Raw genomic sequence first — 22,072 nt, forward strand, 5'->3', positions numbered from 1 at the left:
GACTGTCCCTGGAGTTGCTGAGAAGCACTGTCGCCGCCCACTATGGCATGTACCACGCGTCGTCACAGATTCGTCACCGGGAAACGGGTTTACTCCGGGGCGAGGGTATGTTGGGCGCCGCGAGGCCAGGTGTCAGGCCCGTTGAACCGGGTGAACTGGGAGGACGACGTACGTGCGCATCGGGGACATCACGATCGGCGCACTTCACGAGTGGTCGCTGACCGATGGCACCGTCACGTCGTGGCATCCCACCCCCGCGTCCCGCGACAAGGCCCGCGAGGCCCCTCTGAGCCCCGTCCCGGTGAGCTACATGCAGCGTCAGCACCTGCGCAACTATTGCGATCGCACGGATGCGGACCTGAACTTCTCTCGGCAGATCATCGCCAGCTGCGAGGTGGCCGGCCGATGCGACCTCGCCGCCATGGATCACGCCGTGAACGCCTATCTACGGCGTCACGACACGTTCCGGAGCTGGTTCGAGCGCACCGACGCCGGCGACTTCGTCCGCCACGCGCTGGAGGACCCCGCGGACATCGAGTTCGTGCCGGTCGACCAGGGACACCTCACGGCCGACGAGATTCGCGAGCACGCCGTCGGCATCCCCAGCCCGCTGGAATGGGGCTGTTTCACGTTCGGCATCGTGCAACACGACGAGCACTTCACCTTCTTCGCCGCCATGGACCACGTCCACGGCGACGCAACGCTGATCGGCACCACGATGATGGAGGCCAACGGCATGTACTCGGCGTTGAGCTCCGGGGGCGACGCCCTGGTGCTGCCCGATGCCGGAAGTTTCGACGAGTTCTGCATCCGTGAGCGGGAGTACACCTCGGAGCTGAGCGTCGACTCACCCGGCGTCCGTACCTGGATCGAGTTCGCGCAGAACAACGGCGACGGCTTCCCGGAGTTTCCGCTGCCCCTCGGCAACCCGAACAAGGCGACCGCCAGCGACATGACCTCCCACGTCCTGATGGACGCGGCGCAGACCGAGCGCTTCGAAGCGGCGTGTTCGGCCGCCGGTGCGCGTTTCGTCGGCGGGCTGTTCGCGTGCCTCGGCCTGGTCGAACACGAATTCACGGGCGCGTTGACCTACTACGGGCTGACGCCGAGGGATTCGCGGACTGCCGGTGACAACTTCATGACCCAGGGCTGGTTCACCGGGCTGATCCCCATCGTCGTCCCGGTGGCCGCGACGTCGTTCACCGAGGCCGCCGCCGCCGCTCAGGCCTGCTTCGACTCCAGCCTGGACATGGTGCGCGTGCCCTACTACCGGGTGCTCGAGCTGGCGCCCTGGCTGCAGTGGCCGCAGCCGAACTTCCCGGTGTCGAACTTCCTGCACGGCGGAGCCGCACCACTCAACGCGGTGCTGGCCGCGGGCGCAATGGGCCTGGCCAACAACATCGGGATCTACCCCGACGGCCGGTTCTCCTACCAGCTGACCATCTACATCTTCCGGTACGGGGAGGGCACCGTCATGGCGATCATGCACCCCGACAACCCGGTGGCGACCAAGTCGGCGATCCGCTACATGGAGGCGATGAGTTCGGTCGCCACCCGGGTGGCCGACAGCGGCCACTGGGGACGCGTGGCATGAGGACGTCATGCGACGGCTGAGCGGTCTGGTGGTCCGATGGCCACTCGCCGTCATCGGGGTGTGGCTCGCCCTGGCGATCGCGCTTCCACTGGCGGTGCCGTCGCTCGGCGAGATGGCGCAACGGCATCCGCTGCAGATCCTGCCTGCCGACGCTCCGTCCAGCGTCACCGCGCAGAAGATGACCGCGGCCTTCAAGGAACCGGGTTCGGACAACCTGATGGTCGTCGCCCTGGTCAACGAGAGCGGACTGGTGCCCGCCGACGAGGCGTCCTACCGCAAGCTGGTCGACGCCATCCGCGACGATGTCAAGGACGTGGTGTCGGTCCAGGACTTCGTCGGCACGCCGCAGCTGCGACCCTTCCTCACCAGCGAGGACAAGACGACCTGGGTTCTTCCGGTCAGCCTCCAAGGCGAGCTGGGCACCCCGCGCGCCTTCGAGTCGTTCACCCGCGTCAGCGACGTCGTCAAGGCGAACGTGCCCACCAGCGGTGGCACCTCCGGCAGCCAGCTCACCGTGCAGATCACCGGCCCGGCGGCCACGGTCGCCGACCTCACCGTCGCGGGGCAGACCGACCGCCTGCCCATCGAGATCGCGATCGCGGTCCTCGTCCTGCTGGTGCTCCTGCTGGTCTACCGCAGCGCCGTGACGATGCTGCTGCCGCTGATCACCATCGGCGGTTCCCTCGTCATCGCCCAGGCGTTGGTCGCCGCGTACTCGGAGCTGACGGGCTCCGGGGTGTCCAACCAGTCCATCGTGTTCCTCAGCGCCATCATGGCCGGGGCCGGCACCGACTACGCGGTGTTCCTCATCAGCCGGTATCACGACTACGTCCGGGCGGGGGAGGACTCCCACCGGGCAGTGACGGCGGCGATGCAGTCCATCGGCAAGGTGGTCACCGCCTCGGCGGTCACGGTGGGTCTGACGTTCCTGTGTCTGAGTTTCGCCAAGATGGGTGTCTTCCGAACCGTCGGAGTGTCCTCGGCGATCGGGATCGGCGTCGCCTATCTGGCGGGTGTGACGCTGCTGCCCGCCATCCTCGTCCTGGCCGGTCCGCGCGGCTGGGTCAGACCGAGACGCGAACTGACCAGCGGGTTCTGGCGCAGGTCCGGCATCCGGATCGTGCGCAGACCGGTGCCGCACCTGGTGGCCAGCCTCCTGGTGCTGGCCATCCTGGCCGGCCTCGCGACGTTCGCGAGCTTCAACTACGACGACCGCAAGGTGGTCTCGCCCTCGGCGGCCAGCTCCGTCGGGTACGCCGCTCTGGAGAAGCACTTCCCCATCAGCCAGGCGATACCTGAGTACATCCTGGTCCAGTCGCCCCGCGACCTGCGCTCGCCGCAAGCCCTTGCCGACCTCGAGCAGATGGCCTCACGGGTGGCGCAGCTGCCGAACGTCGGACTGGTCAGCGGCATCACGCGACCGGTCGGTGAGGTGCCACCGCAGTTCCGGGCCACCTACCAGGCGGGCATCGTCGGCGATCGCCTGGCCGACGGCTCGACTCAGATCGGCAAGCGCGCAGGCGATCTCAACCGGCTCGCCTCTGGCGCCAGCACCCTCGCCGACAACCTCGGTGACGTGCGGTCTCAGATCAACCGGATGGCGCCAAGCATCCAGAGTCTGCTCGACGCGTTCGCGTCGATGAAGAGCAAGGACGGCGGCGACAGACTGGTTCGCGACGTCGCGGCCAGCGCCCGGCTGGTCAAGGCCGTCAACCGGCTCGGAAACTCGATGGGCGTCAACTTCGCCAACGTCAGGGACATGTTCGCCTGGATCGGTCCGGTTCTGGTGGCGCTGCAGGGCAACCCGGTCTGCGACGCCGACCCGTCCTGCACCGACACCCGCAACCAGTTCGAGCGCCTCGCCGCCGCCCGCGACGCAGGTGCCCTCGACGAGGTCAACGCCGCCGCCAAGGACCTGGCGAACTCCGACGACAAGGAGACGCTGTCGGCGACGGTGAACAAGCTCAACACCGCGCTGGCCAGCATCGCCAAGGCGGCCAAGGCCGCAGGCCTTGACAGTCCCGGCGGTGCACAGAGCAGCCTGTCCCAACTGCAGCAGGGCGCGAACCGGCTGGCCGGTGGCAGCCGCGACGTGGCCGGCGGTGTCGACCAACTCGTCGACCAGGTCAAGGTGATGGCCGACGGGCTCGACCAGGCCTCGGCATTCCTGCTGTCGATGCGTACCGACGCGGCCAACCCGTCGATGGCGGGCTTCAACATCCCACCCGAGGTGCTCGGCCTTGCCGACTTCAAGAAGGCCTCGGCGGCGTACATCTCACCGGACGGGCACTCGGTGCGGTACCTGATCCAGACGAAGCTGAACCCGTTCAGCGCCGAGGCGATGGATCAGGTCGACCAGATCGGTGGCGTCGCCCGAGGGGCGCAGCCCAACACCGCGCTTGCCGACGCGACGATCTCCATGGGCGGATTTCCGGTCGCACTCCGAGACACCCGCGACTACTACGAGCAGGACATTCGGTTCATCATCGCCGCGACCCTCGTCGTGGTGCTGCTGACCCTGATGGTGGTGTTGCGTTCGCTCATCGCGCCGCTCTACCTCGTCGGTTCGGTGGTGGTCTCCTACTTCGCCGCGATCGGCATCGGTGTGCTGGCCTTCCAGTTCGTCCTCGGTCAGCAGTTGCACTGGAGCGTGCCGCCGTTGGCGTTCGTCGTGCTGGTCGCGGTCGGCGCCGACTACAACATGCTGTTCGTGTCGCGGATGCGCGAGGAATCCAGGGTGGGCATCCGTGCCGGCATCATCGCCACCCTGCGGTCCACGGGCGGCGTGATCACGGCGGCGGGTCTGATCTTCGCCGCGTCGATGGCGGGTCTGCTGTTCTCCAGCATCGGCATCGTCGTGCAGAGCGGTTTCGTGATCGGCGTCGGCATTCTGCTGGACACCTTCGTCGTGCGAACCATCACGGTACCGGCCATCGCGACCTTGGTCGGACGGGGCAACTGGTGGCCGTCGAGGGTGGGCGGACGGGAGTCGGCGACACGCCCGCCGGCCCCCGTTGCGGGATGAGCGGGTGCCGAACATGTGTGTGACACTGAGGATTCGACGAATGAGTACGGAATCATCATGACGTCAACTGCGAGATCGACGATTCTCTCCATGCTCCACGGGCGGGCCACGATGCGCCCCGACGACGTGGCGATGACCTTCACCGACTACGCCCGCGATCCGTCGGGCATCCGCGAAACCCTGACGTGGTCCCAGCTGTCCCGCCGGGCCACCAGCGTCGCCGGTGACATCGCGCAACACGCGTCGGTCGGAGATCGAGCGGTGATCCTGGCGCCCCAGGGCCTGGACTACGTCGCGGCATTCCTCGGGTCGATGCAGGCCGGGCTGATCGCGGTGCCGCTGCCGCTGCCGCACCGCGGCTCGACCCACGAGCGCGTCAGCACCGTCTTCGAGGACACCTCGCCGACGGTCGTGCTGACCACGTCCGAGGTGGCCGCCGACGTCGGTGACTACGTCGACCGGTCACGGCTTGGCACGGCGCCCAAACTCGTCGAGATCGACGCCACGGCGTCGGCGAATGCGCCGACCGCGCTGCCGACGGATCTGCCGAACACCGCCTACCTGCAGTACAGCTCGGGTTCGACGCGGCAGCCAACGGGTGTGGTGCTGACCCACCGCAACCTGACGGCCAACTTCGAACAGCTGATGCGGATCTTCTTCGCCGACGCGCCTGCGCCGACGGACATGACGATCGTGTCGTGGCTGCCCTTCTATCACGACATGGGCTTGGTCCTCGGCATCTGCGCACCGATCCTCGGGGGCTTCCGCGCCGAGCTGACCAGCCCGGTGGCGTTCCTGGAGAAGCCGTCCCGATGGGTGCGCGCGCTGGCCGAGAGTTCGCACGCCTGGTCGTCGGCCCCCAACTTTGCCTTCGACATGGCGGCCCGCAAGACCACCGACGCCGACCTTGCCGGCCTCACGCTGAATCAGGTGCGAGGGATCATCAGCGGTGCCGAGCGCGTCGAGCCTGCCACCCTGCGGCGCTTCGTCGACCGGTTCGCGCACTTCGGGTTTCGCGACGACATGATGCGACCCTCCTACGGACTGGCGGAGGCCACGGTCTTCGTGGCAGGCGGTACGTGGAGCGACTCGGCACCCGAGTCCCACTTCGACGTCGACGAGCTGGGTGCCGGTCGCGTCCAACGTTGCGCCGCGGGCAAGGGCACCGTGCTGGTGAGGTATCAGGTGCCGCAGTCACCGGTGCTGCGAATCGTCGACGGTGAGAGCAAGCGGGAGTGCCCGCCCGACGTGATCGGCGAGATCTGGGTGCACGGCGAGAACGTCGCCGACGGGTACTGGAACAAGCCGCCTCAGGAGCAACTGGGCTTCGGCGCCGCGCTCGTCGACCCCTCCCCTGGCACGCCGGACGCCCCGTGGTTGCGTACCGGCGACCTGGGCTTCGTGCACGGCGACGAGCTCTTCGTCGTCGGCCGCATCAAGGATCTGCTCATCGTCCGCGGGCGCAACCACTACCCGGAGGACATCGAGGTCACCGTGCAGGAGATCACCGCTGGCCGCGTTGCCGCGCTGGCGGTGCCCGTCGGCGGCACCGAGGAACTGGTCACCGTGATCGAACTCAAGATGCGCGCACCCGACGGCGACGTCGCGCGATGGCTCGGCGGCGTCAAGAGCGAGGTCACCGCCGCCATCTCGAAGGCGCACGGCCTCAACGCCGCCGACCTCGTCTTCGTGGCGCCGGGGTCGATCCCCACCACGACGAGCGGCAAGATTCGGCGCGCCGCCTGCGCCGAGCAGTACCGGCAGGATCAGTTCGCCCGGTTGGACGCTTGATGCCAAGGGCCAATCGGACATCGATTGAGGGAGTGCGAATGCGCAGAGTCGCCGCCACGGTGACCGTGGTGCTGACCGTCGGCGTCACGGGGTGCTTCGGCGCCGGTAGCGCGGCGGCCGACGATCCGCGATTCCCCGCGCCGCCCGACCCGTCGGGCACCGGCGCCCCGCCGCTGGGGACACCGGGTCGCGCGTACGCCCTCGGTGGTGCCCACGTGCTGGGCATTCCGTACGACGAATACATCATGCGCACCGGGGCCGACTGGTTCCCCGGGCTGAACCGGCAGATCGTCGACTACCCCGCCGGGCAGGTCCAGGGACACACGCTTGAGCGGCTGTTCCCCGGCATCGGCCGCCTGGACGACGACTTCCCCGGTCTCGGCATCGACGGATTCAGCGTCGGCGAATCGGTCGACATCGGCACGCCCAACGTGATCAACGCGGTCCGCGCGGGTGGCCCCGGCACCGCGATCGGTCTGTCCGAGGGCGCGATGGTGCTCAACGACGTGCAGAACAAGCTGGCCTACGACCCCGCCGCCCCGCCGCCCAACGAACTCAGCTTCGCCATGTATGGCGACCCCGTCGGCAAGCACGCGTTCGGCGAGAGCTTCCTGACGCAGATGTTCCCCGTCGGCAGCGTGGTGCCGTCGCTGGACTACCGCATCCAACCGCGCGTCGACAGCCAGTACGACACCTACCAATTCGTCTCGGCGTACGACAGCATCGCCGACTGGCCCGACCGCCCCGACAACTGGATGAGCGTCGCCAACGCGATCGTCGGTCTGGCGACCGGTCACACCGCGGTGGCGTTCACCAACCCCAGCATGGTGCCCGCGAAGAACATCGTGACGACGGTCAACTCACGCGGCGCCAAGAACACGACGATCATGATCCCCGAACAGCATCTGCCGCTGGTGTTGCCGTTCAAGTACCTCGGGGTGCCGACGGAGACCCTGAACGAGCTGGACGCGGTGCTGCAGCCCGACGTGGACGCGGGGTACTCCCGCAACGACGACCCGGCGACGGCCCCCGTCACCGTCGACCCGGTGCACGGCTACGACCCCGCCGCGGTCACCGCCCCGGCCACGGAGGCGGCCTTCGGTGGCGGGTCCGACCCGGCGTCGCAGCTGTTGGCCGGACTGCAGTACGTGCTCAACCATCAGGGCAAACCCTAAGGGCGCGTTACACGTTCACCAGTCCGACGGTGACGAGGACGGCTCCGACCACGCCCAGCGTGGCCGCGACCTCGCGCCGTTGGCGCGACCGCACCCACGCGTTGAGCTTCGTCATCGCGGCCACGGTCCAGCGCGGTGCCACGAGATAGGCGACCAGGGGTATCTCGACGAGCATGAACGCCACGACCTGGAAGAGCATCAGCGCCACCACCTGTGTGCCTGCGCCGGCGCCGGAGGCCAGGATGACCGCCAGCACGGCCAGGAAGTCCACCGAGGGCAGAGCGATCGCCAAGCCCGCCACGGCCGAGACCCAGGGTGAGCCGCTGCGGGTCACCCAGGTGCCCAGCCTCGTCATCCAGGTCGGGTGTCCCTGCCCCGGCGGCCTAGTGGCCGCGGGCCGCACGGTCAGATAGAGCGCCGCGAGCAGTGCCAGCGCTCCGATCGCCAGTTGCACCTTGGGCAGGGTGAAGTGCGTGGAGTCGACCAGACGCTGGCGCAGGACGAACAGCACGATCACCCCGACGGTCGTGCCCATGACGAAGCCGCCGCACAGGAACACCAGCAGCTGCAGCAACGGACGGGGACGGTTGAGCATGACGACGGCCATGCCGATGCGGAACGGCTCGAGGCCGATGGCGACGGCCATCACGAGGAGTGTGATCCACATGGGGGTGCGTCGACGCTCGAGCTGGCCTAGGCGTCCGGTCGGGCGGTCTGGTCCGGCGGCACGAGCATGGCGTCACGTTACCGCCCCGCGAACTTTCCGTTCATCCTGATCCTTGGTCTGGCGGGCGCGGCCGAAAGCGACGATCATCGACGCAGTGACGTTCGTGCGGCCGCAGTCCATCGATGGTGTAGAGATGGAGATGCCATGACCGGTACCGATCTGAGTCCACTGTCCCTGCGCGAGGCGTTCGGGCACTTCCCGACGGGCGTCATCGCTATTGCCGCCGAGGTCGACGGTGTCCGCGTCGGTTTGGCGGCGAGCACGTTCGTGCCGGTGTCACTCGACCCGCCCCTGGTGTCGTTCTGCGTGCAGAACACGTCGACGACGTGGCCGAAGCTCAAGGACCTGCCGTTCCTGGGCATCAGTGTGCTGGGAGAGGCGCACGACACCGCGGCGAAGACGCTGGCCGCCAAGACCGGTGACCGCTTCGCCGGGCTGGAGACGACGACGTCCGACCGCGGTGCGCTGTTCATCGAGGGCACCAGCGTGTGGTTGGAGAGCGCCATCGAGCAGGAGGTGCTGGCTGGCGATCACACGATCGTGGTGCTGCGGGTGCACGACATCACCGTGCACGACGACGTGGCGCCCATCGTCTTCCACCGCAGCGCCTTCCGCCGCCTCGGCGAATAGCTACGGGCGCGCGCCCAGTTCGTCGCGGTAACCCTCGGCGCGGCGTCGAAGCTCGACGGCGTCGTCCGGTCGGCCCTCCTTGAGCGCCAAATCGGCGCGTGCCGTCAGTTCGCGGATCGCAGTGCGAATCTCGTTGACGCTCTTCGTTACTCCGGTGCTCATGCGGCCGCCCTTCGTCGTTGAATCGGCTGCCTCGAGCCTACGCCGCTGCCGCTAGCGCTTGAAGAGCTTGTTTCCGAGCCACACGATCGGGTCGTACTTGCGATCGGCGACGCGCTCCTTCATGGGAATCAGCGCGTTGTCGGTGATCTTGATGTGTTCGGGGCAGACCTCGGTGCAGCACTTGGTGATGTTGCAGTAGCCGAGGCCGAACTCCTCCTGCGCCATGTCCTTGCGGTCCACGGTGTCCAGCGGGTGCATGTCGAGCTCGGCGATGCGCATGTGATAGCGCGGACCGGCGAAGTTCTCCTTGTTCTCCTCGTGGTCTCGCACTACGTGGCAGACGTTCTGGCACAGGAAGCACTCGATGCACTTGCGGAACTCCTGGCTGCGGTTCACGTCCTCCTGCTGCATCCGGTACTCACCGGGCTGCAGGTCCTTGGGCGGGGTGAACGACGGGATCTGACGCGCCTTCTCGTAGTTGAAGGACACGTCGGTTACCAGGTCGCGCATGACGGGGAACGTGCGCAGCGGGGTCACCGTGACGACCTCGTCCTCGCCGAAGGTCGACATGCGCGTCATGCACATCAGCCGCGGCCGACCGTTGACCTCGGCCGAACACGAGCCGCACTTGCCTGCCTTGCAGTTCCACCGCACCGCAAGGTCGTTGGCCTGGGTGGCCTGCAGCCGGTGGATGATGTCGAGCACCACCTCGCCCTCGTTGACCTCGACGGTGTAGTCCTTGAGCTCCCCGCCGGTGTCGTCGCCACGCCAGACGCGCATGCTCGCTTCATAGGCAGCCATGTTAGGCCTTCCGTTCCGGGTGCTCGGTCAATTCCGCGTCGGTGTAGTACTTCTCGAGTTCGGAGAGCTCGAAGACCTCGAGGAGGTCCGGGCGCATGGGCACCTGCTCCTCGGCGTCGACGGTGACGCGCGGGACCATGGCCTCGGCGGTCGCCGCCTCCGTCGTCGCGCACACCAGCAGCTTGTTGCGCCAGTTGGCGTCCATCGAGGGGTGGTCGTCGCGCGTGTGTCCGCCGCGGCTCTCGGTGCGCTGCAGCGCGGCCTTGGCCACGCATTCGCTGACCAGCAGCATGTTGCGCATGTCGATGGCCAGGTGCCAGCCCGGGTTGTAGACCCGCCCGCCCTCGACGGAGACGTTCTGCAACCGCCCGCGAAGCTCCTCGAGCTTCTCGAGCGCCTCGTGGATCTCGTCTTCCTTGCGGATGATGCCGACGAGGTCGTTCATCGACTGCTGCAGTTCGGCGTGCAGGGTGTACGGGTTCTCGGGGTTCTCGTGCGGTTCGTACGGGGCCAGCGCCATCTTCTCGGCCTCGTCGAGCGAGTCCTGCGAAATCTTGGGCCGCTCGTCGAGGGCGCGGACGTAGTCGGCCGCACCCAGCCCGGCACGCCGGCCGAACACCAGCAGGTCCGACAACGAGTTGCCGCCAAGGCGATTCGACCCGTGCATGCCGCCCGAGCACTCACCGGCGGCGAACAACCCCGGCGTGGCCGCGCCACCGGTGTCGGGGTCGACCTCGATGCCACCCATGACGTAGTGGCAGGTGGGGCCGACCTCCATCTCGTCCTTGGTGATGTCGACCTCGGCGAGCTCGATGAACTGGTGGTACATCGACGGCAGCCGCCGCTTGATCTCCTCGGTCGGCATGCGCGAGGCGATGTCGAGGTAGACCCCGCCGTGCGGCGTGCCCCGGCCTGCCTTGACCTCGGCGACGATTGCGCGGGCGACCTCGTCGCGGGGTAGCAGGTCAGGGGTGCGCCGCGCCGAGTCGTTGTCCTTGAGCCACTGGTCGGCTTCTTCCTCGGTCTCGGCGTACTGGCCCTTGAACACCGGGGGGATGTAGTCGAACATGAAGCGCTTGCCCTCGGAGTTCTTCAGCACCCCGCCGTCGCCGCGGACGCCCTCGGTGACGAGGATGCCCTTGACCGACAGCGGCCAGACCATTCCGGTCGGGTGAAACTGGATGAACTCCATGTTGATCAGCTTCGAGCCGGCGCGCAGCGCCAGGGCGTGTCCGTCGCCGGTGTACTCCCACGAGTTCGACGAGACCTTGAACGACTTGCCGATGCCACCGGTGGCGAGCACCACGGCGGGGGCGTCGAAGAGGATGAACTTGCCGGTCTCGCGCCAGTAACCGAAGGCGCCCGCGATCCTGCCGGTGGGCGCGTCGTCGCCGGGTTCGGAGCTGGCGTTCTCCCGCGGGCCCTTGTCGAGGATCAGATCGGTGATCGAACATTCGTGGAAGACGCGGATCCGGGCCTCGTAGTCGCCGAGTTCGCGGAAGTCCTCCTGCTGCAGGGAGACGATCTTTTGCTGCAGAGTGCGGATGATCTCCAGGCCGGTGCGGTCGCCGACGTGCGCCAACCGCGGGTAGGTGTGCCCGCCAAAGTTGCGCTGGCTGATCTTGCCGTCCTTGGTGCGGTCGAACAGCGCCCCGTAGGTCTCGAGTTCCCACACCCGGTCGGGTGCCTCCTGCGCGTGCAGTTCGGCCATCCGCCAGTTGTTGAGGAACTTGCCGCCACGCATGGTGTCACCGAAGTGCACCTGCCAGGTGTCCTTGGAGTTGACGTTCTTCATCGCCGCCGCGCAACCACCCTCGGCCATGACGGTGTGCGCCTTGCCGAACAGCGACTTGGTGACCACCGCGACCCGCTGACCACGTTCCCGGGCCTCGATCACCGCGCGCAGTCCTGCCCCGCCGGCGCCGATGACGACCACGTCGTATTCGTGCCGTTCGAGTTCACTCATTGAATAGTCCTTGCTCGTTGAATGGCCTTGTCAGCCAATGAATCTGAGGTCGCTAATCGTGCCGCTGGCGACGAGCATCACGTAGAAGTCGGTGAGCATCAGGGTGCCGAGGGTGACCCACGCGTAGAGCTTGTGCCTGGTGTTGAGCTTGCTCACCTGACCCCAGAGCCAGTAGCGCACGGGGTGCTTGGAGAAGTGCTTGAGTCGCCCGCCGACGACGTGGCGGCACGAGTGGCACGAGAGGGTGTAGACCCACAGCATCACCACGTTGACGACGAGAACGACGTTGCCCAAACCGAATCCGAAGCCCGACGGCGATTGGAAGGCGTTGATGGCGTCGTAGGTGTTGATCACCGAGATGATGCCCGCGATGTAGAAGAAGTAGCGGTGGGTGTTCTGGATGATCAAGGGAAGTCGCGTCTCGCCGGTGTACTTCGCGTGCGGTTCGGCGACCGCGCACGCGGTCGGTGACTGCCACACCGAGCGGTAGTAGGCGCCGCGGTAGTAGTAGCAGGTCAGTCGGAACAGCAGCAGGAACGGCAGCGACGCCGCCGCATACGGCAACCACCACACGTCGGGCAGGATCTGTGGCCAGAAGTGGCTCGCCTCGGGCACGCAGCCGGTGCTGATGCAGGGGGAGTAGAACGGCGTCAGGTAGTGGTAGTCGGCGACGTAGTAGTCGCTCTGCATGAACGCCCGCACCGTCGCATAGATCACGAACGCCGCGAATCCGAGATCGGTGATCAGTGGCGACTTCCACCACGCGTCCGTGCGCAGCGTGCGCTGCGAGATTTGGGCTCGCGTCGGGGAGAAGACGCCGGTGCCCCCGGGCTCGCTGCGGTCGGCGGTGGGTGCGCTCAAGGGCTGTGCCTCACTTCGTCGTGATGGAACGGGTTGGGCAGGTCTAGTCGTAGGGGGAGCTGATCGGACCTTCGTCGTCGACGTCCTGCCAGAAGTCACTGGCGTACTGGGTGTCGGGAATGCCGATCTTCTCGAGGGTGTGATGGTGGTGGCTCACCCCGCGGACGAGGTTCAACTCCTCGGCGTCGATGTCGAGCCGGTCGATGTCGTTCTGAATGCGCTCGGCGTCGTTGACGATGCGGCGCATTGCCGCGCTGTCGCCGTAGCGTGAGGCCAGTGACGACACGCAGCGGCGAAGGCCTCCGATCAGCTCGTGCAGCTGGTCGAGTTCAGTGGTTGTGGACAACGGAGTTGACCTCCTTGGGCTGAAGGGTGTCACGGATCACAGTACGACAATCGATGTTAGTCACTCTCGGAGTCGAGAGTGAGACAGATCACGTCTGAGCGAAGGGTTGTTGAATGTCCAAAGAGGTTCTGCAGGAGCGCGCGACGACGCTGAAGGCGCTGCACGTGGCCGGTGACCCGGTGATCTTGCCGACGGTGTGGGACGCCTGGTCGGCCACGCTCGCCGTCGCCGCCGGCTTCAGCGCGTTGACCGTCGGCAGTCACCCCGTGGCCGACTCGGTGGGCAAGGAGGACGGCGAGGGCATGTCGTTCGACGACCTGACCACCCGCGTCGCCCAGATCACCGGCGCGGTCGACGTGCCCGTCTCGGTCGACGTCGAGTCCGGTTACGGCGAGTCGGCTCGACGGTTGATCGACGGGCTGTTGGAGGCCGGTGCGGTCGGGCTGAACGTCGAGGACACCGTGCACAAGGAGGGCAAGAGGCTGCGCTCGGCCGAGGAGCACGCGGCGCTGATCGGCGAACTGCGCGCGGCGTCGGAGGCGGCGGGCGTGCACGTCGTCCTCAACGCGCGCACCGATCTGTTCATCCGTCAGGACGGCGACGAGGCCGACCGCGTCGACCGCGCCATCGCCCGGCTGACCCTGGCGGCCGAGGCCGGCGCCGACAGCCTGTACCCGGTGGGGCGGCACGACGACGACACCATGCGACGGTTGACCTCCGAACTGCCCTTGCCCGTCAACGCGATTGCCATCCCGGACACCGACGACCCGTCCAGGTTCGGTCCGCTGGGCGTGGGACGCATCAGCTTCGGGCCGTTCTTTCAGCGAGCCCTGTCCACGCACGCCGAGACGATGCTGGCGCGCTGGAAGTAGCAGTTCGCCCGTCGTTCGCCTGGCGGCCCTACGATCCGGGCCGTGGACCATGACGAGCGCTTCGACTGGGACGACCATCCCGGGGTCATCTGGGCGGCCGGTGCAGCGGCCGTCGCGTTGCTCGTCGTGCTGGTCGTGGCGGTGGTGAACACCTCGGATTCGTCCGGAGAACCCGGGGTCGGCGGGCCGGTGACCTCGCCATCGGCGACGTCGTCGGCACCGTCGTCCTCGGAGTACTCGACGTCGTCGACGACGACGAGTTACCGGCTGCCGAGCGTGCAGACCAGCGAGGACGGCGGTGCGCCGGGGCCGACCGACGTTCCCACCACCACGATCGCCCCGGACACCGAGGACCCCGCGTCGACGTCGACCTCGACGAGCACCTCCAACCCCTACGGCACTACGACGCCCACCAACGCCGGTCACGTCTGAATGCTCACAGCCCGCCCCGGGGGCGGGTGAGCACACCGTGACGACGCCTTCACGCGACGCGACATGACGGCAATCTTGGCTCCCTAACGTGGCGCCATGGGTTCGCAGAAACGTGTCGTCGTCGTCGGACACGGCATGGTCGGCCATCGGTTCGTGGAGGCGCTGCGGTCCCGCGACGGTGAGGATCAGTGGTGGGTGACGGTCCTCGCCGAGGAGCGTGACGCCGCCTATGACCGAGTCGGGCTGACCGGATACACCGAGCACTGGGACCGCAGCAGGTTGGCGCTGCCCGGAAACGACTACGCCGGCGACGAGCGCGTCGAGCTCATCCTGCGGGACGCGGTGACGCGCGTGGACACCGCCGCCAAGTGCGTGACGACCAGGCTGGGTCGGCGAATTTCCTACGACGCGTTGGTGCTCGCCACCGGCTCGTCGGCGTTCGTCCCCCCGGTGCCCGGCCACGAGTCGCCCCGCTGCCACGTCTACCGCACCCTGGAGGACCTCGACGCGATTCGCGCCGATGCGCTGCGGGCGGGTGCCGGCGCGTCGGGGGTCGTGATCGGCGGTGGGCTGCTGGGCTTGGAGGCCGCGAATGCGTTGCGCCAGTTTGGCATGACGCCGCACGTGGTGGAGCGCGCACCGCGGTTGATGGCCCAGCAGCTCGACGAGGCGGGCGGCGCCCTGCTGGGCCGAATGGTCGGGGCACTTGGCATCGTCGTGCACGTCGACGTGGGCACCGAGGCGATCGAGGACGGTGAGAGCGGGGTCCACGTCAGGCTCGGCGACGGCACCATGATCGACGCCGCCGTGGTGATCTTCGCCGCCGGTGTGCGGCCCCGCGACGAATTGGCCCGCGCCGCAGGACTTCCCGTCGGAGAACGCGGGGGTGTGCTCACCGATGCGAGCTGTGTGACGGCCGATCCCGACGTGTACGCCATCGGCGAGGTGGCCGCGATCGACGGCCGCTGCTACGGACTGGTGGGGCCGGGGTACACGAGCGCCGAAGTCGTCGCCGACCGATTGCTGGGCGGCGCAGCACGATTCGGCGAGGCCGACATGTCCACGAAGCTGAAGCTGCTCGGAGTCGACGTCGCGAGCTTCGGTGACGCCATGGGGGTGACGCCACACTGCCTCGAGGTGGTGGTCAACGACGCCGTCAATCAGACCTACGCCAAGTTGGTGCTCTCCGACGACGCCACCACGCTGCTGGGCGGCATCCTCGTCGGTGACGTCACCGCCTACGGGGTGCTGCGACCGATGGTCGGCGAGCGGCTGCCCGGGGACCCCCTGTCGATCATCGCACCGCGTGGATCCGATTCCGGCGCAGGCGGATTGGGCGTCGGTGCGCTACCCGATGCCGCGCAGATCTGCTCGTGCAACGACGTCAGCAAGGGCGATCTCACCGACGCGATCGCCGACGGCTGCACGGACGTACCCGCCTTGAAGAGCTGTACCAGGGCGGGTACGTCGTGCGGCTCCTGCATCCCGTTGCTCAAGCAGTTGCTCGAGGCCGAGGGTGTCGAACAGTCGAAGGCGTTGTGCGAGCACTTCTCTCAGTCCCGAGCGGAGCTCTTCGAGATCGTCTCCGCCTCGGGCATCCGGACGTTCTCGGGGTTGATCGGGCGCTACGGCACCGGCCGAGGTTGTGACGTGTGCAAACCCGTCGTCGCCTCGATCCTGGCGTCGACCAGTTCTGGTCACATCCTCGACGGCGAGGAAGCCTCGCTGCAGGACTCCAACGATCACTTCCTGGCCAACATCCAGAAGAACGGCAGCTACTCGGTGGTGCCACGGGTGCCCGGCGGTGACATCACCCCCGAGCAGCTGATCCTCATTGGCGAGATCGCCCGCGACTTCGGGTTGTACACCAAGATCACCGGTGGCCAGCGCATCGACATGTTCGGTGCGGCAGTCGACCAGCTGCCCGAGATCTGGCGGCGCCTCGTCGACGGCGGCATGGAATCCGGTCAGGCCTATGGCAAGTCGCTGCGCACGGTGAAGAGTTGTGTCGGCAGCGACTGGTGTCGCTACGGCCAGCAGGACTCGGTCCAGATGGCGATCGACCTGGAGTTGCGCTACCGGGGTCTGCGCGCCCCGCACAAGATCAAGATGGGGGTGTCCGGCTGCGCGCGCGAATGCGCGGAGGCCCGCAGCAAGGACGTCGGGGTGATCGCCACCGAGACCGGCTGGAACCTCTACGTCGGAGGAAACGGCGGAGCGACGCCAAAACACGCGCAGCTGCTGGCCGGTGACCTCGACGACGAGACGCTGGTTCGGTACGTCGACCGGTTCCTGATGTTCTACCTGCGGACCGCGGACCGGCTGCAGCGCACCGCCCCGTGGGTGGAGAGCTTGGAAGGCGGCCTGGACCACCTGCGCGACGTGGTGGTCCACGACTCGTTGGGGCTGGCCGCGGACTTCGAGGCAGCGGTCGCCCGGCACGTTGACGGCTACGCGTGCGAATGGAAGGGCGTGTTGGACGATCCCGAGAAGCTGTCGCGGTTCGTGTCGTTCGTCAACGCCCCCGGCGCCCCCGACCCCACCGTCGAATTCACCGAGAAGTCGGGACGCAAGGTGCCGACGGCGCTTGGCATTCCGGCGATCCGAGGAGGACGCTCGTGACACTGCTCGACGACGCCAGGGACGTCCAGGTCTGGACGTACGCCTGCCCCTACGACCGGCTGCTGCCGGGCCGCGGTGTCGGAGTCCTGCTGCCCGACGGCGAACAGGTCGCGCTGTTCCGGGTCGACGACGGCTCGCTGTGGGCGATCGGAAACGTAGACCCCTTCTCGGGTGCGGCGGTGCTGTCGCGCGGGATCGTCGGTGATCGAGCTGGCCGGCTGTGCGTGCAGTCGCCGATCAAGAAGCAGGCGTTCGCCCTCGACGACGGCACCTGTCTCGACGATCCCGAGGTGACCGTGCCGGTGTACCGCGTCAGGGTCGCCGAGGACGGCCGGGTCGAGGTCGGCGCCTAGGGCCCGTTCGCGTCGCGTTCGCTTTCGACGCGTCTGCCGCGGCCTTCGGCGCGGGTGGTTCTGCGGCGCGGCATGGTGAGTCCTGTGGTGTGCGTCGCCGGAACGCCGCGCGCTGTCACCGTGGCGGTGGGTCTGCTCAGTTCGGGGAACAGCAGTCGGCTGACCGGCGTGGTGACGAACTCTTGGCCGTCGGGTGCGGTCCAGATGACGGTGCCGTCGTCCAGTTGCCTGTCTCGCCAACCATTCTCACCACCCCAGAACGTCTTGAGTAGGTGGTGTCGACGGCAGCGGTGCCGTCGTCCAGTTGCCTGTCTCGCCAACCATTCTCACCACCCCAGAACGTCTTGAGTAGGTGGTGTCGACGGCAGACGCATTTGAGGTTGGAGGCCGCGGTCGGTCCGTGTGGCCACGGGATCGTGTGGTCGACGTCCGTCTGGCTGGCGGGCACGCGGCAGCCCGGGAAGCGGCACGTCATGTCGCGGCAGCGGATTAAGTCGGCCAGCTTCTTCGACGGTCGGTACCGATTCTCTGGTGGGGCTTGTCCGGGGTGCACTACTCGGGTGATCGTGGCCCCAACGGTGGCGCGGCAGGCAATCGCGCCGGGGAGGAATAGGCCACCCATCAATGCCGCGGGCCGTAGCTTGGCGAAGTATCCGGGTGCCGGGGTGAGGGCCTCGGTGAGGGTGAGGTCGCGAAGGGGCTTGTCGAAGAGCGGTGGTTCGTCGCCGTCGATGGCGGCGCGCTCGGCGGCCGCCGAAGATTCGTCGGTTTCCACAGGGGTCGTCGGTGCGGGTGTCTCGGGCTTGGGCGCAGGCGGGCCGGACTCTGGCGGATCTGCGGGGTCGGCCAGCGTGTCTTCGCTGGCGATCACGTAGACCACCGCCCCGTGGCGGGTGGGTTCTGGGCGGCGGCGCAGTCGTCGTTGCCGCACAGGCACGCCATGCGGTCGGTCCCGATGGCGTCGGCGCGGAGTTGGTCGGCGGTTCGCGGGTCGGCCGGGCATACGGTGGCGGCCAGGTTCTTTAGTCGTGTCTCGAATGCCTTCGCGTCGTGGGCGAACAGGGTGGCCAAGATGGTGGCCATTCCGCTGCCGTCCTCCTCGATGTGCACCTCGACTGACCGGCCGCGCGCCTTGGTCTCGCTGCGGCGCACCGCGTTCGGGTCGACCTGGTGAACGAAGAAGTCGATGGCCTTCTCGGTCTTGTCGACCGACCGCGGTTCCCAGTCCCCGAACGCCTCGGCCAGCAACCGGTCCAGAGTGCGCAGGGCGTCGGGGTCGATGACCAGGGCACCGTGGTGGACCACGGTCTTCACCAAGGCGTAAGTCACGAGTCCCTCGGCGAACACGGCGGCCACCTTGGGGAACCGGTCGTGCAATGCGACGGCGATCAACAGCTGGTGGGATGCGGCACCGGAGGTGATGTTCTGGGCGGCACCGATGTGGGCGGCGACCGCGTCGAGGTTGTCCAGGCACCACTGGTCTCGATCGGCGGATCCGGACAGCGCATGGGCCTCGTCGAGCATGGCGGCCATCGTCGCCACCCGTCGGGCGCAGGCCGCGTTCTCCACCCGCGCCCACGACGACAGCGCCCCGGCACCGCGGGTGCCAGTCGTCGCGTCCACCAGATCGTCGAACATGAACCCAGTTTACGGCGACGGTCTGACGAAAAACGTTCTGCTACAAGCATTCTGTGGATGAAAGCCGGTCTGTGGACAACCTCGCCCAAGCCGCCAGAAATGTCGGTGGGTAGTGCTAGGTCCGCCGCTGCGTCGGCCTTCGTGCCGCTGAGCGCTTCCGGTGTTCTGACGACGAAAAATATTCTGCTACAGGCTTTCTATGGAAAGACACCAGAATGTGGACAACCCCGCACGAAGCAGGAGAACTGTCGGACTCGAGTGCTAGAGCGCCCTCAGCAGACGGGTGTCCCGCCCGGTCACCGCGCCGACCCGGACGGTGGTGCCCCACAATTCGACCGTCTGCACCATCCAGTACGCCGCGAACTCACCGATCAGCGCCGCCTCGACCAGGATCACGGCGTGGTTGAAACCGTCCAGGACGAGGTGCAGACATACCGCGGCCATCAGGGTCAGCACCATGGCGACCAGGATGGACCGGTAGACCGGGCGGTAGCGACCGGCGTCGACGACGATCGCAGTGATCGCGACAGTCGCGATGATCGCGGTGAACATGGCCACCGCGGCGACACCGTGCGCATTGGCGCGAAACCACTGCGGCGCGAACGTCAGCGCCCCCAAGCCCACGGCCAGCAACAGGCGTTGCCCCCACGTCGCCGCGGTTCCCAGCGCGCTGCGCGGTGAGGCGGTACCGGTGTGGCGGTGCATCCACCACGCGCCGACCCGCGACACCACCAAGGCGATGACGACGGCCCACGTGTTCGGGATCGCCGATTGGTCCCCGATACCGAGATCTACAGTGCCGCAGAGGGACAGCGGCCGCGACGTGGGCACCATGGCGACGACGAACGCCAGGACACCGGCAAGATTCAGCAGGACATCCTCGGTGTCGCTATTGCCCTTGTAGACGATGAGCATGGCGCCAAGCGCGCACAGCGAGGCGATGAAGACGGCGTGCGCGGAGGTGAAGTAATAGGCACTGATCGAGGTCTGCCAGCACGAGGCGCCCGACCGCTCGATCAGCACCGCGGCACCCAGCAGCACGATCATCACCGCCATGCCGCCGCGTAGGTAGCGATATGTCTCCAGTGCCATCTCACTGCCGAGACTACGGTCGCCACCCGATCACGTCGACGACCGCGGTGTCGGCGCGTTCAGGCCGACACAGGTAGCCGCGCCCGCCGGAACCGGCGGGCGATCAGCCGGGCGATGCCGGGGTGGGCCACGAGCGGCGCCGTCACGACGTCGGCACCGGAGGCATGAAGACGATCTTGGAAGAGGCCGTCGGCCAGGAGGTAGGACGCGACGACGACCCGGTCGGCCCCGTGGGAGCGCACGGCGGCTACGGCGTCGGCGACGCGCGGTTCCCCGGTGGCGGCATAGGCAAGCTCGACGCGTGCACCAATCGCCGCCGACAGCAATGTGGCGGTGACCCGCAGGTCGTGCTTCGCGTGGTCGTCGGACGTGCCTGCCGCGGCCAGGATCACCGAGTCCGTTGGGCGCCAGCCGGATTCGACGAGCCGGTCGACCAGAACACGGACGACGTCGGCCGACGGTCCGAGCGCGTCGGTCACCGTCACGTCGGGATGCCCGCTGGCCGCCACGAACGCCGGCACGTCGACGCGCACGTGGTAGCCACTCGCGAGGAAGGCGGGCACCACGACGGCGGGGGAGTCGGGCAGCTCGGCCAGGACGTCGGCCGGGGTGGGGCCGAGCACGTCGACGAAGGCGGTGTGCACCCGCTGGCCGAGGTGCCGGCCCACCCGCTCGGCCAGGTCGGCGATCATCGCCACCCCGTCGGCCTTGCGGGTGCCGTGGGCGACCAACAGCGGGTTCACGCCGCACCGTCGTCGACGGCGAGCCGGTAACCGCGTTTGACGACCGTCGCGACGATGTTCTTGTCGCCCAGCGCCGTTCGCAGTCGCATCACCGCTGTCTCCACGGCGTGGGTGTCGGTGCCCCCACCCGGCAGCGCGCCGAGAAGATCGCCGCGGGACACGACCTGCCCGGGCCGGTGAGCCAGCGCGCGAATGGTGGCCATGCCCGCGGGCGGCAGATCCTTGGCGACGCCGTCGACCAAGACGCAGGTACCGCGGATCTCCAGCACGTGGCCGGCCACCGTGATCGTCCGCGACTGCAGCAGGGGGAGCTCGTCGGTGATGTGCCGGGCCAGCGCTCCGAGCCGCATCCGTTCCGGAGCCGAGGTCGGCACTCCGAGGCGCACCAGGGGCCGCGCCGTCACGGGCCCGACGCACATGGCGTGGACGTCGGTGCGCAGCGCGTCGAGCACCTCGTCCGCGACGCCCAGTTCTGCGGCCCGCATCAGCAACGCGGCCACGGCGGGTGCCGAGGTGAAGCTGACGGCGTCGAACTTGTGCTCGGCCACGCCCACCACCAGCGCGTCGAAGGCGCCGTCCCGCGGCACGGGATGCCACCGGTACACGCGGATGGGCACGACCTCGGCGCCCGCCGCGCGGAGTTCGTCGAGGAACTCGGGGAACGGATCCCAGTCCGCGGTCGCCCCGTGCAGTTGCACGGCGATGCGCAGCCCGTCGACGCCACCTTCGCGTAGGTATTCCATGACCTCGCGGGAGGATTCGGACTCCGGTGACCACTCCTCGGGCAGCGCCGCCGCCCGCAGCGCGCCGGTGGCCTTGGGCCCGCGCGAGACGATCCGCGCCTTGCTCAACGCGCTCGTCAGGTCGGCCGCGAGCCCCCACCCGTCGGCGGCGGCGATCCAGCCCCGCAGCCCGATGCCCGTCGTGGCGATCACGACGTCGGGCGGCTCGGCGATCAGCGCCTCGGTGTGTACGTGCAGCTCGTCGTCATCGGGCAGCGGCACCATCTCGATGGCTGCGGCGCTGGTGACGGTCGCCCCGCGGCGGCGCAGCAACGTGCTCAGCTCGTCGGCTCGTCGAGCTGAGGTCACCGCCACCCGGAATCCGGTCAGTGGTGCCCATTCGGGTTCGGGCATGGCACCAGTCAAGGCAGTCGGTGTTGCCGTTTCGTTTCGTCGCCGTTGCCGACGCATGTCATGCCGTACCGCCCATGACTCGACGGTGAACATCGGCTCACCACGG

The 22,072-nt window shown here is 67.9% G+C and carries 20 protein-coding genes; 9 read left to right on the forward strand and 11 right to left on the reverse strand.

What is annotated here, in order from left to right:
- Nucleotides 1-172: 172 nt before the first annotated feature.
- From H7K45_RS29495 to pe, 4 genes are read left to right on the forward strand one after another with little or no spacing between them, the layout of a single operon-like run.
- Complete coding sequence (locus H7K45_RS29495; protein WP_263999728.1) at nt 173-1,594, forward strand: condensation domain-containing protein; 1,422 nt, start codon at nt 173-175, stop codon at nt 1,592-1,594.
- A gap of 7 nt (nt 1,595-1,601) precedes the next feature.
- Entirely contained in the window at nt 1,602-4,619 is a 3,018-nt protein-coding gene (locus H7K45_RS29500; RefSeq protein WP_263999729.1) for an MMPL/RND family transporter, read from the forward strand.
- A gap of 57 nt (nt 4,620-4,676) precedes the next feature.
- Entirely contained in the window at nt 4,677-6,410 is a 1,734-nt protein-coding gene (locus H7K45_RS29505; protein WP_263999730.1) for an AMP-binding protein, read from the forward strand.
- 38 nt (nt 6,411-6,448) lie between these two features.
- Nucleotides 6,449-7,585, forward strand: coding sequence for an acyltransferase PE (gene pe / locus H7K45_RS29510; protein WP_263999731.1), 1,137 nt, complete (start codon nt 6,449-6,451; stop codon nt 7,583-7,585).
- A gap of 7 nt (nt 7,586-7,592) precedes the next feature.
- Here the strand turns inward: pe and H7K45_RS29515 are convergent, their stop codons facing one another.
- Complete coding sequence (locus tag H7K45_RS29515; protein WP_263999732.1) at nt 7,593-8,252, reverse strand: GAP family protein; 660 nt, start codon at nt 8,250-8,252, stop codon at nt 7,593-7,595.
- A gap of 204 nt (nt 8,253-8,456) precedes the next feature.
- Between H7K45_RS29515 and H7K45_RS29520 the strand changes: the two genes are divergently transcribed.
- Nucleotides 8,457-8,942: a flavin reductase family protein gene (locus tag H7K45_RS29520; RefSeq protein WP_263999733.1), complete on the forward strand. Its 486-nt coding sequence runs from the start codon at nt 8,457-8,459 to the stop codon at nt 8,940-8,942.
- On the opposite strand, the gene H7K45_RS29525 is transcribed toward H7K45_RS29520, so the two are convergent.
- From H7K45_RS29525 to H7K45_RS29545, 5 genes are read right to left on the reverse strand one after another with little or no spacing between them, the layout of a single operon-like run.
- The gene (locus tag H7K45_RS29525) at nt 8,943-9,104 is read right to left on the reverse strand and encodes a hypothetical protein (RefSeq protein ID WP_263999734.1); all 162 of its coding nucleotides are present in this window, start codon (nt 9,102-9,104) and stop codon (nt 8,943-8,945) included.
- Between the two features lie 51 nt (nt 9,105-9,155).
- Nucleotides 9,156-9,905 carry a succinate dehydrogenase/fumarate reductase iron-sulfur subunit gene (locus H7K45_RS29530; RefSeq protein WP_263999735.1) on the reverse strand — a complete coding sequence of 250 codons (750 nt, stop codon included), beginning with the start codon at nt 9,903-9,905 and terminating at the stop codon, nt 9,156-9,158.
- Between the two features lies 1 nt (nt 9,906).
- On the reverse strand, nt 9,907-11,871 hold the full coding sequence (locus H7K45_RS29535) for a fumarate reductase/succinate dehydrogenase flavoprotein subunit (protein ID WP_263999736.1): 1,965 nt from the start codon (nt 11,869-11,871) through the stop codon (nt 9,907-9,909).
- A 30-nt stretch (nt 11,872-11,901) separates the two neighbouring features.
- The gene (gene sdhC, locus H7K45_RS29540; RefSeq protein ID WP_263999737.1) at nt 11,902-12,732 is read right to left on the reverse strand and encodes a succinate dehydrogenase subunit SdhC; all 831 of its coding nucleotides are present in this window, start codon (nt 12,730-12,732) and stop codon (nt 11,902-11,904) included.
- Between the two features lie 43 nt (nt 12,733-12,775).
- Nucleotides 12,776-13,078, reverse strand: coding sequence for an Rv0250c family protein (locus tag H7K45_RS29545; RefSeq protein ID WP_263999738.1), 303 nt, complete (start codon nt 13,076-13,078; stop codon nt 12,776-12,778).
- 113 nt (nt 13,079-13,191) lie between these two features.
- On the opposite strand from H7K45_RS29545, the gene H7K45_RS29550 reads away from it, so the two are divergent.
- The 4 genes from H7K45_RS29550 (at nt 13,192) to nirD (ending at nt 17,357) form a co-directional block, all read left to right on the forward strand.
- A complete protein-coding gene (locus H7K45_RS29550) occupies nt 13,192-13,950 on the forward strand; it encodes an isocitrate lyase/PEP mutase family protein (protein ID WP_263999739.1) in 759 nt (252 codons plus the stop codon).
- Between the two features lie 42 nt (nt 13,951-13,992).
- Nucleotides 13,993-14,382, forward strand: coding sequence for a hypothetical protein (locus H7K45_RS29555; RefSeq protein WP_263999740.1), 390 nt, complete (start codon nt 13,993-13,995; stop codon nt 14,380-14,382).
- 96 nt (nt 14,383-14,478) lie between these two features.
- Nucleotides 14,479-17,004, forward strand: coding sequence for a nitrite reductase large subunit NirB (gene nirB / locus H7K45_RS29560; protein WP_263999742.1), 2,526 nt, complete (start codon nt 14,479-14,481; stop codon nt 17,002-17,004).
- The gene (gene nirD, locus H7K45_RS29565) at nt 17,001-17,357 is read left to right on the forward strand and encodes a nitrite reductase small subunit NirD (RefSeq protein ID WP_263999743.1); all 357 of its coding nucleotides are present in this window, start codon (nt 17,001-17,003) and stop codon (nt 17,355-17,357) included. Before nirB ends, nirD begins: the two co-directional genes overlap by 4 nt.
- A gap of 136 nt (nt 17,358-17,493) precedes the next feature.
- Here the strand turns inward: nirD and H7K45_RS29570 are convergent, their stop codons facing one another.
- From H7K45_RS29570 to H7K45_RS29590, 5 genes are all read right to left on the reverse strand, one after another.
- The gene (locus tag H7K45_RS29570) at nt 17,494-18,228 is read right to left on the reverse strand and encodes an HNH endonuclease signature motif containing protein (RefSeq protein ID WP_263999744.1); all 735 of its coding nucleotides are present in this window, start codon (nt 18,226-18,228) and stop codon (nt 17,494-17,496) included.
- Nucleotides 18,225-18,995, reverse strand: a complete 771-nt coding sequence (locus H7K45_RS29575; RefSeq protein ID WP_263999745.1) for a DUF222 domain-containing protein — start codon at nt 18,993-18,995, stop codon at nt 18,225-18,227. Before H7K45_RS29575 ends, H7K45_RS29570 begins: the two co-directional genes overlap by 4 nt.
- A 261-nt stretch (nt 18,996-19,256) precedes the next feature.
- Entirely contained in the window at nt 19,257-20,087 is an 831-nt protein-coding gene (locus tag H7K45_RS29580) for a hypothetical protein (protein WP_263999747.1), read from the reverse strand.
- 59 nt (nt 20,088-20,146) lie between these two features.
- Nucleotides 20,147-20,830: a sirohydrochlorin chelatase gene (locus H7K45_RS29585; protein ID WP_263999748.1), complete on the reverse strand. Its 684-nt coding sequence runs from the start codon at nt 20,828-20,830 to the stop codon at nt 20,147-20,149.
- Nucleotides 20,827-21,966 (reverse strand): uroporphyrinogen-III synthase, encoded by a 1,140-nt coding sequence (locus tag H7K45_RS29590; RefSeq protein WP_263999750.1) that lies wholly within the window; start codon nt 21,964-21,966, stop codon nt 20,827-20,829. The genes H7K45_RS29585 and H7K45_RS29590 overlap by 4 nt, the downstream gene beginning before the upstream one ends.
- Between the last annotated feature and the right edge of the window lie 106 nt (nt 21,967-22,072).

The sequence above is a fragment of the Mycobacterium yunnanensis genome, assembly GCF_025823185.1.
Classification (GTDB): domain Bacteria; phylum Actinomycetota; class Actinomycetes; order Mycobacteriales; family Mycobacteriaceae; genus Mycobacterium; species Mycobacterium yunnanensis.

Bases quoted from the DNA above. Each gene is read 5' to 3' on its own strand.
- H7K45_RS29515 (WP_263999732.1), bottom strand. From the start codon at position 8,252: ATGTGGATCACACTCCTCGTGATGGCCGTCGCCATCGGCCTCGAGCCG.
- H7K45_RS29550 (WP_263999739.1), top strand. From the start codon at position 13,192: ATGTCCAAAGAGGTTCTGCAGGAGCGCGCGACGACGCTGAAGGCGCTG.
- H7K45_RS29500 (WP_263999729.1), top strand. From the start codon at position 1,602: ATGCGACGGCTGAGCGGTCTGGTGGTCCGATGGCCACTCGCCGTCATC.
- pe (WP_263999731.1), top strand. From the start codon at position 6,449: ATGCGCAGAGTCGCCGCCACGGTGACCGTGGTGCTGACCGTCGGCGTC.
- H7K45_RS29590 (WP_263999750.1), bottom strand. From the start codon at position 21,966: ATGCCCGAACCCGAATGGGCACCACTGACCGGATTCCGGGTGGCGGTG.
- H7K45_RS29575 (WP_263999745.1), bottom strand. From the start codon at position 18,995: ATGTTCGACGATCTGGTGGACGCGACGACTGGCACCCGCGGTGCCGGG.
- H7K45_RS29505 (WP_263999730.1), top strand. From the start codon at position 4,677: ATGACGTCAACTGCGAGATCGACGATTCTCTCCATGCTCCACGGGCGG.
- H7K45_RS29535 (WP_263999736.1), bottom strand. From the start codon at position 11,871: ATGAGTGAACTCGAACGGCACGAATACGACGTGGTCGTCATCGGCGCC.
- H7K45_RS29520 (WP_263999733.1), top strand. From the start codon at position 8,457: ATGACCGGTACCGATCTGAGTCCACTGTCCCTGCGCGAGGCGTTCGGG.
- H7K45_RS29580 (WP_263999747.1), bottom strand. From the start codon at position 20,087: ATGGCACTGGAGACATATCGCTACCTACGCGGCGGCATGGCGGTGATG.
- H7K45_RS29525 (WP_263999734.1), bottom strand. From the start codon at position 9,104: ATGAGCACCGGAGTAACGAAGAGCGTCAACGAGATTCGCACTGCGATC.
- H7K45_RS29530 (WP_263999735.1), bottom strand. From the start codon at position 9,905: ATGGCTGCCTATGAAGCGAGCATGCGCGTCTGGCGTGGCGACGACACC.
- nirB (WP_263999742.1), top strand. From the start codon at position 14,479: ATGGGTTCGCAGAAACGTGTCGTCGTCGTCGGACACGGCATGGTCGGC.